The sequence below is a fragment of the Pseudomonas sp. Gutcm_11s genome, assembly GCF_028649395.1.
Taxonomy (GTDB): domain Bacteria; phylum Pseudomonadota; class Gammaproteobacteria; order Pseudomonadales; family Pseudomonadaceae; genus Aquipseudomonas.
On the sequence record NZ_JAQSUW010000014.1, the window covers coordinates 231,903 to 245,088 of the forward strand.

General features: G+C 66.1%; 12 protein-coding genes. 3 read left to right on the top strand and 9 right to left on the bottom strand.

The genetic code is table 11. The features are described from left to right. Nucleotides 1–23: 23 nt before the first annotated feature. The 5 genes from PTT45_RS12065 to PTT45_RS12085 are packed head-to-tail and all read right to left on the bottom strand — an operon-like array spanning nt 24 to nt 6,026. Nucleotides 24–1,973 (bottom strand): acetyl/propionyl/methylcrotonyl-CoA carboxylase subunit alpha, encoded by a 1,950-nt coding sequence (locus PTT45_RS12065; protein ID WP_273813534.1) that lies wholly within the window; start codon nt 1,971–1,973, stop codon nt 24–26. Next, on the bottom strand, nt 1,970–2,770 hold the full coding sequence (locus PTT45_RS12070) for a gamma-carboxygeranoyl-CoA hydratase (protein WP_273813535.1): 801 nt from the start codon (nt 2,768–2,770) through the stop codon (nt 1,970–1,972). Before PTT45_RS12070 ends, PTT45_RS12065 begins: the two co-directional genes overlap by 4 nt. Before the next feature lie 3 nt (nt 2,771–2,773). Next, nucleotides 2,774–4,381, bottom strand: a complete 1,608-nt coding sequence (locus PTT45_RS12075; RefSeq protein ID WP_273813536.1) for a carboxyl transferase domain-containing protein — start codon at nt 4,379–4,381, stop codon at nt 2,774–2,776. Nucleotides 4,382–4,433: 52 nt separating this feature from the next. Further along, nucleotides 4,434–5,597 (bottom strand): isovaleryl-CoA dehydrogenase, encoded by a 1,164-nt coding sequence (locus tag PTT45_RS12080; RefSeq protein ID WP_273813537.1) that lies wholly within the window; start codon nt 5,595–5,597, stop codon nt 4,434–4,436. Nucleotides 5,598–5,627: 30 nt separating this feature from the next. After that, nucleotides 5,628–6,026, bottom strand: a complete 399-nt coding sequence (locus PTT45_RS12085) for a MerR family transcriptional regulator (protein WP_273813538.1) — start codon at nt 6,024–6,026, stop codon at nt 5,628–5,630. Nucleotides 6,027–6,123: 97 nt separating this feature from the next. Between PTT45_RS12085 and PTT45_RS12090 the strand changes: the two genes are divergently transcribed. Further along, nucleotides 6,124–6,891 (top strand): SDR family NAD(P)-dependent oxidoreductase, encoded by a 768-nt coding sequence (locus PTT45_RS12090; RefSeq protein ID WP_273813539.1) that lies wholly within the window; start codon nt 6,124–6,126, stop codon nt 6,889–6,891. Between the two features lie 8 nt (nt 6,892–6,899). Then, nucleotides 6,900–8,027 (top strand): acyl-CoA dehydrogenase family protein, encoded by a 1,128-nt coding sequence (locus tag PTT45_RS12095; RefSeq protein WP_273813540.1) that lies wholly within the window; start codon nt 6,900–6,902, stop codon nt 8,025–8,027. Nucleotides 8,028–8,078: 51 nt separating this feature from the next. On the opposite strand, the gene PTT45_RS12100 is transcribed toward PTT45_RS12095, so the two are convergent. Beyond that, complete coding sequence (locus PTT45_RS12100; RefSeq protein ID WP_043307283.1) at nt 8,079–9,008, bottom strand: LysR family transcriptional regulator; 930 nt, start codon at nt 9,006–9,008, stop codon at nt 8,079–8,081. A gap of 131 nt (nt 9,009–9,139) precedes the next feature. Here PTT45_RS12100 and PTT45_RS12105 point away from each other — a divergent pair, with 131 nt between their 5' ends. Continuing rightward, nucleotides 9,140–10,369: an acyl-CoA dehydrogenase gene (locus PTT45_RS12105; RefSeq protein ID WP_273813541.1), complete on the top strand. Its 1,230-nt coding sequence runs from the start codon at nt 9,140–9,142 to the stop codon at nt 10,367–10,369. Between the two features lie 59 nt (nt 10,370–10,428). Here PTT45_RS12105 and PTT45_RS12110 read toward each other — a convergent pair whose 3' ends face one another. The 3 genes from PTT45_RS12110 to PTT45_RS12120 all read right to left on the bottom strand — a co-directional run bounded on the left by PTT45_RS12110 (nt 10,429) and on the right by PTT45_RS12120 (nt 13,110). Next, a complete protein-coding gene (locus PTT45_RS12110; protein WP_273813542.1) occupies nt 10,429–10,614 on the bottom strand; it encodes a hypothetical protein in 186 nt (61 codons plus the stop codon). Further along, a complete protein-coding gene (locus PTT45_RS12115; protein WP_273813543.1) occupies nt 10,614–11,600 on the bottom strand; it encodes a TerC family protein in 987 nt (328 codons plus the stop codon). The genes PTT45_RS12110 and PTT45_RS12115 overlap by 1 nt, the downstream gene beginning before the upstream one ends. 154 nt (nt 11,601–11,754) lie before the next feature. Further along, nucleotides 11,755–13,110 carry a phosphate ABC transporter substrate-binding/OmpA family protein gene (locus PTT45_RS12120; RefSeq protein WP_273813544.1) on the bottom strand — a complete coding sequence of 452 codons (1,356 nt, stop codon included), beginning with the start codon at nt 13,108–13,110 and terminating at the stop codon, nt 11,755–11,757. Nucleotides 13,111–13,186: the final 76 nt, after the last annotated feature.

Consider the following 13,186-nt stretch of genomic DNA (forward strand, 5'->3'; position numbering starts at 1 on the left):
CTCTCTCGATTCGTGGGCGGCCCTCAGGCCTCTTCCAGTTCCACCAGTGCGGCACCTTCGCTGACCATGTCGCCTTCGCCACAGTACAGTGCCTTGACCGTGCCGGCGTGGGGCGCGCGGATGCTGTGTTCCATCTTCATGGCTTCCAGCACCACCAGGGCCTGGCCGGCTTCCACGGCCTGGCCGGCTTCGACCAGCACGCGGACGATACTGCCGTTCATCGGGGCTGTCAGCCCGCCGTGCTGGGCGTGGCTGGCTTCGGCCTCGGCGATCGGGTCGACGCGACGTACCTCGTGCAGGCGGTCCTGCCACTCCAGATAGAGCACGTCGCCACGGCGAATCGCCCGGTGCGCGCGGCGCAGGCCATCTTGCTCGATCCACAGCTGCTCGCCGAGCAGGCGCGCTTGCGCAGGGCCACGCAGGTGCACGGTACGGCGCTGCTCGCCGCTGCGCAGATGCACATCGGTTTCCTCGCTCAGGCCGGAGCGCCAGCCGCTGCTGGCCGCCCAGGGCGAGTGATAGTCCTCGTGGCTGCGGCGCGGCGCCTCGCTCTGCAGCCAGGCCTCGGCGGCCAGTTGCCAGAACTCGGCCGGCAGCTCAGTCACTGCCGGCAGCAGTTGCTCCTGATGCCGGGCGATAAAGCCGGTGTCCAGCTCGGCGTTGGCGAAGGCCGGATGGGCCAGCACGCGGCGCAGGAACGGCAGGTTGCTGGCGAAGCCGCCGACGGCGGTTTCCTCCAGCATGGCCAGCAGGCGTTGACGGGCCTGCTCGCGGTCTTCGCCCCAGGCGACCAGCTTGGCCAGCATCGGGTCGTAGAACGGCGAGACGGTATCGCCCTCGGCCACGCCGCTGTCCACGCGGCGGCCTTCGCCGGCCGCCGGTTCGCGGTAGAGCTTGAGGTCGCCGGAGGCGGGCAGGAAGTCGTGGTCGGTGTCCTCGGCGTACAGGCGCACTTCGATGGCGTGGCCGTTGAGCGGCACCTGTTCCTGGCTGATCGGCAGTGCCTCGCCACGGGCCACACGGATCTGCCAGGCCACCAGGTCGAGGCCGGTGATGGCTTCGGTGACAGGGTGCTCCACCTGCAGGCGGGTATTCATTTCCATGAAGAAGAACTGGCCGCGGGCATCCAGCAGGAATTCCACAGTGCCGGCGCCGACATAGCCGATGGCCTGGGCAGCCTTGACCGCCGCTTCGCCCATGGCGCGGCGCAGCTCGGGGCTCAGGCCCGGGGCCGGAGCTTCCTCGACCACCTTCTGGTGACGGCGCTGGATCGAGCAGTCGCGTTCGTTGAGGTACAGGCAGTTGCCGTGGCTGTCGGCGAATACCTGGATTTCCACGTGGCGCGGCTGCAGCACGTATTTCTCTACCAGCATGCGCGAGTCGCCGAAGGCGGACTGGGCTTCGCGCTGGGCGGATTCCAGTGTCTCGGCCAGCTCGGCTTCGCGCTCGACCACCTTCATGCCTTTGCCGCCGCCACCGGCCGCGGCCTTGAGCAGAACCGGGTAGCCGATGCGTTCGGCGGCGACGCGGAATGTCTCCACGTCCTGGGCTTCGCCGTGGTAGCCGGGCACCAGTGGCACGCCGGCGTCTTCCATCAGCGCCTTGGCGGCGGACTTGCTGCCCATGGCGTCGATGGCGGAGGCGGGTGGGCCGAGGAACACCAGGCCGGCGGCCTCGATGGCGCGGGCGAAGCCGGCGTTCTCGGAGAGGAAGCCGTAGCCCGGGTGGATGGCCTGGGCGCCGCTGGCCTTGGCCGCGGCGATGATCTTGTCGACCAATAAGTAGCTGTCGGCTGGCTTGGCGCCGCCGAGATTCACCGCCATATCGGCCTCGCGCACATGGCGGGCGTTGATATCGATGGCGCTGTGCACGGCCACGGTTTTCAGGCCCTGGGCCTTGGCGGTGCGCATTACCCGGCAGGCGATCTCGCCGCGGTTGGCAACCAGCAGGGTGTCGATGTGCTTGCGGCTCATGCTTGCGGCTCCTGCCAGGCGGGCGTGCGTTTTTCCAGGAAGGCGTTGAGCCCCTCCTGGCCTTCCGGGCTGACGCGGATGCGGGCGATGGCGTTCTCGGTGTAGCGGCGCAGGGCCGGGTTGAGCACGCCGCTGGCCACTTCGCGCAGCAGGTCCTTGCTGGCCTGCATGGCCTGCGGGCTGTTGAGCAGCAGGTTGTTCACCCAGCCTTCGACCTGTGCATCCAGCTCGGCGGCCGGGTAGGCCTCCGCCAGCAGACCCAGCTCGCGGGCGCGGTTGCCGGAGAAGCGTTCGGCGGTCAGCGCATAGCGGCGCGCAGCGCGCTCGCCCAGGGCCTGGACCACGAAGGGGCTGATCACCGCCGGGGCCAGGCCGATGCGCACCTCGGACAGGCTGAACAGCGCGTCGTCCGCGCCGATAGCCATATCGCAGCAGCTGACCAGGCCCACCGCGCCACCGAACGCTACGCCCTGGACCACGGCCAGGGTCGGGATCTTCAGACCGTTGAGGTTGTACATCAGCTCGGCCAGCTCGCGGGCATCATTCAGGTTGGCGTTATAGTCGAGCTTGGCCGAAGCCTGCATCCAGGCCAGGTCGGCGCCGGCGGAGAAGTGCTTGCCACGGCCACGCAGCAGCAGGAAGCGCAGGGTCTTGTCGGCGGCGATCGTGTCGATGGCGAGGATCAGCTCGCGGATCATCTCGGCGTTGAAGGCGTTGTTCTTCTCCGGACGGTTCAGCCACAGGGTGGCGAAGCCGCGCGGGTCTTTTTCCAGCTGTACGGTAGTGAAGTCGGTCATGGCTTACATCCGGAACACGCCGAACTGGGTCGGCTCGATGGGCGCATTGAGGCTGGCGGACAGGGCCAGGCCGAGGACGTCGCGGGTCTGCGCCGGGTCGATCACGCCGTCGTCCCACAGGCGGGCGCTGGAGTAGTAGGCGTGGGCCTGCTGTTCGTACTGGGCGACGATGGGTTGCTTGATGCGCGCCTCTTCCTCGTCGCTGAACGGCTGGCCTGCACGGGCAGCCTGCTCGCGCTTAACTTGCACCAGCACGCCGGCGGCCTGTTCGGCACCCATCACGCCGATCCGCGCGTTGGGCCACATCCACAGGAAGCGCGGGTCGTAGGCGCGGCCGCACATGCCGTAGTTACCGGCGCCGAAGCTGCCGCCGATGATCACGGTGAACTTCGGCACCTTGGCGCAGGCCACGGCGGTAACCAGCTTGGCGCCGTGCTTGGCGATGCCGCCTTCCTCGTACTTCTTGCCGACCATAAAGCCGGTGATGTTCTGCAGGAACAGCAGCGGGATGCCGCGCTGGCAGGCCAGTTCGATGAAGTGCGCGCCTTTCTGCGCGGCCTCGGCGAAGAGGATGCCGTTGTTCGCCAGGATGGCCACTGGATAGCCATGGACGTGGGCGAAGCCGCAGACCAGGGTGGTGCCGAACAGCGCCTTGAATTCATCGAACTCGCTGCCATCGACCACGCGGGAAATCACCTCGCGCACATCGAAGGGCTGCTTGGCGTCGGCCGGGATCACCCCATACAGCTCATCCGCCGACTGCAGCGGGGCGAGCGGGACGCGGGCCTGCAACTGGCCGAGCTTGCGCCAGTTGAGGTTGGCGATGCAGCGCCGGGCGATGGCCAGGGCATGCTCGTCGTCATCGGCGTAATGGTCGGCCACGCCGGAGGTCTTGCAGTGCACGTCGGCTCCGCCCAGCTCCTCGGCGGTCACCACCTCGCCGGTGGCGGCCTTCACCAGGGGCGGGCCGGCCAGGAAGATGGTGGCCTGGTTGCGCACCATGATGGTCTCGTCGCTCATCGCCGGCACATAGGCGCCGCCGGCGGTGCAGGAACCCATCACCACGGCGATCTGCGGGATGCCCTGGGCGCTCATGTTGGCCTGGTTGAAGAAGATCCGGCCGAAGTGCTCGCGGTCGGGGAACACCTCTTCCTGGCGCGGCAGGTTGGCGCCACCGGAGTCCACCAGGTAGATGCACGGCAGGCGGTTCTGCTGGGCGATGGTCTGGGCGCGCAGGTGCTTCTTCACGGTCAGCGGGTAGTAGCTGCCGCCTTTCACCGTGGCGTCGTTGGCGATGATCATGCACTCGACGCCTTCGACGCGGCCGATGCCGGCGACCACGCCAGCGGCCGGCACGTCCTCGCCGTACACCTCGTGGGCGGCCAGTTGGCCGACCTCGAGGAAGGGCGAGCCGATGTCCAGCAGGCGATTGATGCGTTCGCGTGGCAGCAGCTTGCCGCGCGAGGTGTGGCGTTCCTGGGCCTTGGCGCCGCCGCCTTCGTGGACGCGGGCGAGCAGGGCGCGCAGGTCGTTCACCTGGGTGAGCATGGCTGCCTGGTTGGCGGCGAACTCCGGCGAGCGGGTGTTGATCTGGGTATGCAGGATGGCCATCTGGCGCGCTCCGTCGACGGCGGCCGGGCAGGGTGCCCGTGCCGCCCGGTGATCACTTGGTCTCGTTGTACAGCTCGCGGCCGATCAGCATGCGGCGGATCTCGCTGGTGCCGGCGCCGATCTCGTACAGCTTGGCGTCACGCAACAGGCGGCCGGCCGGGTATTCGTTGGTGTAGCCGTTGCCGCCGAGCAGCTGGATGGTGTCGAGGGCCATCTTGGTGGCCATCTCTGCGGTGTAGAGGATCACCGCGGCGGCGTCCTTGCGCGATTCCTCGCCGCGGTCGCAGGCCTTGGCCACGGTGTACAGGTAGGACTTGGAGGCGTTCATGCCGGCGTACATGTCGGCCAGCTTGCCCTGCACCAGCTGGAACTCGCCGATCGACTGCTTGAACTGCTGACGCTCGTGCACGTAGGGCAACACCACGTCCATGCAGGCGCTCATGATCCCGGTCGGGCCGCCGGAGAGCACGGTGCGCTCGTAGTCCAGGCCGCTCATCAGTACGGCCACGCCACGGCCTTCGCCGCCGAGGATGTTCTCCTCCGGCACTTCCACGTCCTCGAACACCAATTCGCAGGTGTTGGAGCCGCGCATGCCCAGCTTGTCCAGCTTCTGGTGGCGGGAGAAGCCCTTGTAGTCGCGCTCGACGATGAATGCGGTCATGCCGCGCGAGCCGGCGTTGATGTCGGTCTTGGCGTAGATCACGTAGGTGTGGGCGTCGGGGCCGTTGGTGATCCACATCTTGTTGCCGTTGAGCACGTAGTGGTCGCCGCGCTTTTCGGCGCGAAGCTTCATCGACACCACGTCCGAGCCGGCGTTGGGCTCGCTCATGGCCAGGGCGCCGATGTGCTCGCCGGAGCACAGCTTGGGCAGGTACTTGGCCTTCTGCTCGGGGGTGCCGTTCTTGCGGATCTGGTTGAGGCACAGGTTGGAGTGGGCGCCGTAGGACAGGCCGACCGAGGCGCTGGCGCGGCTGATCTCTTCCATCGCCACCACGTGGGCCAGGTAGCCCATGTTGGTGCCGCCGTATTCCTCTTCCACGGTCATGCCGAGCAGGCCCATGTCGCCGAACTTGCGCCACATATCCATGGGGAACTCGTTGTCGCGGTCGATCTGCGCCGCACGCGGGGCCAGCTCGGCCTGGGCGAACTGATGCACCGAGTCGCGCAGCATGTCGATGGTCTCGCCGAGACCGAAGTTGAGAGTTGGGTAGCTCATGGGTTCCACCTGTGAATTATTGGATTAAGTTCAGGAAGTAACACTTTGATCTGAAACGGTTTCTGCAAGTGCTGCCAGGCAGCGCTCTTCGGCTGTGTCGAGCTCCAGCTGCATCTGTTCGATGTCCAGCAGCTGCTGCTCCAGCTGGGCGCGGCGGGCGGCGATCTTGGCCATGAAGGTCTCCAGCTGCTTGCGGTTGCCGCTGCTGGGGTCGTAGAGGTCGATCAGCTCCTTGCACTCGGCGAGGGAGAAGCCGATGCGCTTGCCGCGCAGGATCAGCTTGAGGGTCACCAGGTCCTTGGGCCGGTAGATGCGCTCCTGGCCGCGGCGCTCGGGGATCAGCATCTCCTGCTCCTCGTAGAAGCGGATGGCGCGGGTGGTGACGTCCAGCTCGCGGGCCAGATCGGAGATGGAATAGGTGATGGACATGGCCGGCTCTCGTTTACCTTTACGTTAACGTAAACCTGTGCAAATCTGCCTGTCAATGTCGGCAGGGTCCGACGCCTCATCGATTCGAGGACTGTTCATGCGTATCGAAGACTCCGTATTCCTGATCACCGGCGGTGGCTCCGGCCTCGGCCTGGCCTCCGCGCGTGAGCTGGTAGGCCTGGGCGCCAGGGTGCTGCTGCTGGACATCAACGCCGAGGCCGGCGCCAAGGCGGCTGCCGAGCTGGGCGAGCGGGCGCGCTTCCTGCGCGCCGATATCAGCAGCGAGGCCGATGGCCGCGCCGCCGTGGAAGATGCCCTGCAGGCCTTCGGCGCCGTGCACGGGCTGGTCAACTGCGCGGGCGTGGCGCCGGCCGAGAAGGTGTTGGGACGCAACGGCGCTCACGGCCTGGACAGTTTCGCCCGGACAATCAGCATCAACCTGATCGGCAGCTTCAACATGCTGCGCCTGGCCGCCGAGGCCATGGCCAAGAACCAGCCGAACGAAGGTGGCGAGCGGGGCGTGATCATCAACACCGCCTCGGTGGCGGCCTTCGATGGGCAGATGGGCCAGGCCGCTTACTCGGCCTCCAAGGGCGGCGTGGCCGCCATGACCCTGCCGGCGGCGCGCGACCTGGCGCGCTCGGGCATCCGCGTGATGTGCATCGCGCCTGGCATCTTCGAGACGCCGATGATGGCCGGCATGCCCCAGGAGGTGCAGGACTCCCTGGCCGCCAACGTGCCGTTCCCGCCGCGCCTGGGGCGCCCGGCCGAGTACGCCGCGCTGGTTCGTCATATCGTCGAGAACGCCATGCTCAACGGCGAGGTCATCCGCCTGGATGGCGCGCTGCGCATGGCGGCCAAGTGAGGTGACAGATGCTGCCCAGTGAACAGGACATCCTGATCCGCGACATGGCCCGCCAGTTCGCCCAGGAGCGGCTGAAGCCCTTCGCCGCCGACTGGGACCGCGAACACCGCTTCCCGACAGAAGCCTTGAAGGAAATGGCCGACCTCGGCTTCCTTGGCATGCTGGTGCCGGAGGAGTGGGGTGGCGCGCAGACCGGCCACCTGGCCTACGCCATGGCCCTGGAGGAGATCGCCGCCGGCGACGGTGCCTGCTCGACCATCATGAGCGTGCACAACTCGGTGGGCTGCATGCCCATCCTCAAGTTCGGCAGCCAGGAACAGAAACAGCGCTTCCTCCAGCCCCTGGCCAGCGGCGCCATGCTCGGCGCCTTCGCCCTGACCGAGCCACAGGCCGGCTCCGACGCCAGCGACCTTCGCACCCGCGCGCGGCGCGATGGCGACCATTACGTGCTCAGCGGCGCCAAGCAGTTCATCACCTCCGGCAGCCACGCCGGGATGGTGATCGTGTTCGCCGTCACCGATCCGCAAGCCGGCAAGAAGGGCATCAGCGCCTTCATCGTGCCGACCGATACCCCTGGCTATTCGGTGGTGCGGGTCGAGGACAAGCTCGGCCAGCACGCCTCCGATACCTGCCAGATCCAGCTCGACGAAGTGCGTATCCCGGCGTCATTGCGTTTGGGCGGGGAAGGCGAGGGCTACCGCATCGCCCTGAGCAACCTGGAAGGCGGGCGTATCGGCATCGCCAGCCAGTCGGTGGGCATGGCCCGCGCCGCGTTCGAGGCGGCGCGTGACTACGCCCATGAGCGGCAGACTTTCGGCAAGCCGATCATCGAGCACCAGGCCGTGGCTTTCCGCCTGGCCGACATGGCCACGCAGATCGCCGTGGCGCGGCAGATGGTGCATCACGCCGCTGCGCTGCGCGAAGCCGGCCAGCCCTGCCTGACCGAGGCCTCGATGGCCAAGCTGTTCGCCTCGGAAATGGCGGAGAAGGTCTGCTCGGCGGCGATCCAGACCCTGGGTGGCTACGGCTACCTCAAGGACTTCCCGGTGGAACGCATCTACCGCGATGTGCGGGTGTGCCAGATCTACGAAGGCACCAGCGACGTGCAGCGCATGGTGATCGCGCGCAGTCTGTAGGGACAAGAAAAAAGGGGCCGAAAGGCCCCTTTTTTCATGCAGGCAGCGCCGTCACGCCGACTCGGCGGCCTTCTTCTCCTGAGCGATGACCTGCTGCGACAGCTCGATCAGCTGCTCGCGCATCCAGCGGTTGGCCGGGTCCTGGTCGGTGCTCTCGTGCCAGTACAGGTGGGTCTCCAGGGCCGGAACATCGTTGACCGGCAGGTCGACGAAATGCAGACCGTGGCGACGGGCGAAACGCTCCGGCACGGTCACCGCCATGTCGGTGTTGTGCAGCACGCTGGAGGCCATCAGGTAGTGCTGCGAACGCAGGGCCACCTTGCGCTGCAGGCCCATCTTGCCCAGCGACAGGTCGACATAGCCGAGGCCGCTGCGGCGGCTGGAAATCTGGATGTGGGTCAGCGACAGGTATTCGTCGAGGTTCAGCTTGTCCTTGGCCAGCGGGTGGGCCGGGCGCATGGCGCAGACGTAGCGGTCTTCCATCAGTTTGACGTGGCGTACCTGTGGGTCGGTGTTCAGCGGTGCGTCCACGGCGAAGTCCAGGCGGCCGGCGGCCAGCTCCTTGGTGGTCTCGCGGCGCTTGGCCTGGAAGCTCTCGATCTGCACCGAGGGCGCCAGCCGGCGCAGGCGTTGGAACAGCGTTGGCAGGAGGATCTGCTCGGACAGGTCGGTCATGCTGATGCGGTAGGTCTTGTTCGCCTGCAGAGCGTTGAAGGTGCGGCTCTCCTGCACCGATACGCGCAGCAGCTGTAGGGCGTTGCGCACCGGGCCGATGATGTTCTGCGCCATCGGCGTGGGCACCATGCCCTGGGCCGTACGCACGAACAGCGGGTCGTTGAAGGTCTCGCGCAGGCGTGCCAGGGCGTTGGACACGGCCGGCTGGGTAATGCCGACGATCTGTCCGGCGCGTGTCAGATTGGCCTCGGTATAGATGGCGTCGAAGACGATGAAGAGGTTGAGATCGACCTTGTTCAAATTCATGTCCCGCTCCGTGCATCAAGCCTTATCGCATATTGCTTATGAATGTTGATAAGGCAGGAAAATAGCTTAGATAAATCGAGGGTGCTGTTCTAGCATCATTCCACATCGAAGCCAACCACCAAGGTATGCCCATGGATTTCGCCTACTCCCCCAAGGTCCAGGAACTGCGTGAACGCGTCACCGCCTTCATGGAAGCTCACGTCTACCCGAACGAAGCGGTGTTCGAGCAGCAGGTCAACGAAGGTGACCGCTGGCAGCCGACCGCGATCATGGAAGAGCTCAAGGCCCGCGCGAAGGCCGAAGGCCTGTGGAACCTGTTCCTGCCGGAATCCGAGTACGGCGCTGGCCTGACCAACATGGAATACGCACCGCTGGCCGAGATCATGGGCCGCTCGCTGATGGGCTCCGAGCCGTTCAACTGCTCGGCGCCAGATACCGGCAACATGGAAACCCTGGTGCGCTACGCCAGCGAAGGGCAGAAGAAGCAGTGGCTGGAGCCGCTGCTGTCCGGTGAGATCCGCTCCGCCTTCGCCATGACCGAGCCGGGCGTAGCCTCCTCGGACGCTACCAACATGCAGGCCAACGCCGTGCGTGACGGTGACGAGTGGGTGATCAACGGCCGCAAGTGGTGGACCTCCGGCGCCTGCGACCCGCGCTGCAAGATCATGATCTTCATGGGCCTGACCAACCCGGACGCGCCGCGCCACCAGCAGCACTCGATGATCCTGGTGCCGACCGATACTCCCGGGGTGAAGATCCTCCGCCCGCTGCCGGTATTCGGCTACGACGACGCCCCGCACGGCCACGCCGAGGTGGTGTTCGAGAACGTGCGCGTACCGTATGAGAACGTGCTGCTCGGCGAGGGCCGTGGCTTCGAGATCGCCCAGGGTCGCCTCGGCCCAGGCCGTATCCACCACTGCATGCGCTCCATCGGCATGGCCGAGCGTGCACTGGAACTGATGTGCAAGCGCGCCGTCAGCCGTACCGCCTTCGGCAAGCCGCTGGCTCGCCTGGGTGGCAACATCGACCACATCGCCAACTCGCGCATCGAGATCAACCAGGCTCGCCTGCTGACCCTGAACGCCGCGTACATGATGGATACCGTGGGCAACAAGATCGCCCAGAGCGAGATCGCCCAGATCAAGGTCGTGGCGCCCAACGTCGCGCTCAACGTGATCGATCGCGCCATCCAGATCCACGGCGGTGCTGGTGTCTCCAACGACACCCCGCTGGCGTACTTCTACGCCATGCAGCGCACCCTGCGCCTGGCCGACGGCCCGGACGAAGTGCACCGCGCGGCCATCGGCAAGTTCGAGATCGGCAAGTACGTGCCGCGTGACGCGATGAAAGCCAGTCGTTGATCGCCAGCTAGAACGCAAAAGGCCCGCGCAAGCGGGCCTTTTCGTTGGTGGCGACAGCCTTAGGAATGTTCTTCGCTGCTCTCGCCATGCAGCTGCTGCCGCAGCCAGCTAAAGCGCTGATGCAACTGGGCGGCGAAGGTGCGTGCCGCCAGCTCCTCGTGGAAGCTCAGGCTGCGTTTGCCCAGGCTTACCAGCCACAGCGGCTGCCCCTTGTGTTCTCGTCGTTCGATACGGACATCCGGCATCAGGGCTCGCTCTTCTGCTCGCGGGTCTTCAACAGCGACAGCAATACGCCGCCAGCCAGCAGGCCGAAGGTTACCCCGAGCGAGAGCAGGGCGGGAATCTTGCCGATGAAGCCGTGCAGGAAGATCTTGCCGCCGATGAAGATCAGCACCAGCGCCAGCGCGTATTTCAGGTAGACGAAGCGGTGCATCAGTGCCGCCAGGGCGAAGTACAGCGAACGCAGGCCGAGGATGGCGAAGATGTTCGAGGTGTAGACGATGAACGGGTCCTGGGTGATGGAAAACACCGCCGGCACGCTGTCCACGGCGAACACCAGGTCGGCCAGTTCGATCAGCACCAGGGCCAGGAATAGCGGCGTGGCGTAGAGCAGGGCGCGCTCGGCGCCTGGCGGGCTGTGGCGAATGAAGAAGTGACCGTCGTGCAGCTCATCGGTGACCCGCAGGTGTTTGCGCAGGAACCGCAGCAACGGGTTTTGCGACAGGTCCGGGTGCTGTTCCTCGCGGCTGAACATCATCTTCACCCCGGTGAACAGCAGGAAGGCGCCGAACACGTAGAGGATCCACTCGAACTCCTGCACCAGCGCCGTGCCCAGGCCGATCATGATCGCACGCAGGACGATGACGCCGATGATCCCCCAGAACAGCACCCGGTGCTGATAGCGCCGGGGAATGCCGAAGAAGCCGAAGATCATCGCCATGACGAACACGTTGTCCATCGACAGCGACTGCTCGACCAGGAAGCCGGTGTAGAACTCCAGCGCCGGCTGGCTGCCCAGTTCGTACCAGACCCACAGGCCGAACAGCACGCCGACGCCGAAGTAGCCGCTGTACAGCAGCAGGCTCTCGCGCATTTCGATTTCGTGCTGGTCGCGGTGCAGGATGCCGAGGTCGAACACCAGCAGGGCGATGACGATGGCCAGGAAACTCAGCCACAACCAGGTGGCGGTGCCGAGCACGGGCGAGGTGAGAAAGTCGATCAGCGGATCCATGAGCCCCTCCGTCGCTGTCTGACAGACAGTGACTCCGACATCACGGCGATGGCTCGCCGCCAGAGGGGCCCGGCGTCACTTGGACCGGCCGTTATGGCCGGTCATGTGTTTAAGGCTAGGTGGGCTCGCGGGGTTCGGCAACCACGCGGGCAGATCAGTAGACCCAGACCTCGACGCGACGATTCTTCATGCGGCCTTCGTCGCCATCGTTGGCGGCCACCGGCATCTGCTCGCCGAGCCCCGAGATCTCCTTGAAGATCACGCCGCCCTTGGACAGGTCGCGGCGCACCGCCATGGCGCGCAGCTTGGACAGCAGCGCGGCGCGCTCGGGATCGTTCTTCGGGTCGCCGAAGCCGACCAGCACCACCTTCTGACGCAGCTTGTCGTTGCTCTTCAGGTAGTCCATGACGCGCTCGATATCGCGCTGGGCCTTGTTGTCGAGGGTGGCGCTGCCTTCCTGGAAGCGGAAGTTCACCGACAGGCGCTGGGCTTCGTCGGCCAGCTTGCGATAGTCATCGGGCATACGCGTGTTGGCTGTGACCTTGACCGCCTTGACCGTCTGCGAGATGAAGCCGCTTTTTTCGACGATGGCTTGTCCGTCCGGGCTGTGGGCGAACTGCACCAGGGCCTTGACCCATTCGTTGGTGCTGCCCGGCGGGTTGTAGAGGAACAGGCGACGCGACAGCGGATAGTCCTCGGTAGCGATGGTCGCGGCGCTCGGCGGCATGGGTTGCGACTGGCCATCGGCGATCGCCAGGGCCTTGCTGCTGCGCACGTAGGGCAGGCCGATGAAGCCGATGCCGCCTGGGTCCTGGCTGACGCCATCGGACAGCTTGTCGCTGGATTCGAAGCGCTTGGCTCCGCCGGCGAGGGTCTTGCCGTGGGCGGCCAGGACCAGCTCCTTGAAGGTATCGAAGGTGCCGGACTTGTCGTCGCGGGCATATACGGTGATGGCGCCGGGCTTGCCGCCCAGGGCTGACCAGTCCTTCACCTCGCCGGCGAATACCGCGGCGATCTGCTCGGTGGTCAGCGCCTGCAGCGGGTTGTTCGGGTTGACGATGATGGCCAGGCCGTCGATGGCGATCACCTGCTCGGCGCTGGCGCCACGCATGTCGCCCAGGTTCTGCAGGCTGCCGGCCTCGGCATCCTTGATCGGTCGCGACGAGGCGGCCAGGTCGGCGCTGCCGTCCTGCAGGGCAACGAAGCCGGTGCCGGAACCGTGGGCGGCGACGTTTACCTGCAGGGTGCGGCCCAGCTTGTCCACGGCCAGCACATGCTGCTCGTTCTCCGCGCCGGGTTCGACGCGCACATTGGTGAAGCCCTGGCTCTCGAACAGGCCAACCACCAGTGCCGGGCCAAGCTTGGCGCCGATGGTGTTGGAGCCCTGGATGCGCAGGAGCGTGGAGGTGTCGGCGGCGAACACCGACCAGGGCAGGGCGTAGCAGATGAAACCGAGGAGCAGCCATGCATAGACGTGGCTGGGGGTGTGCCGATCACTGGCGCGGGACATGGAAGCAGACACCTTGTGCTAGAGGGGTTAAGGCGTCGCGGAGATTAAGTCGAAAAGATTACGCGGATGTGACAAG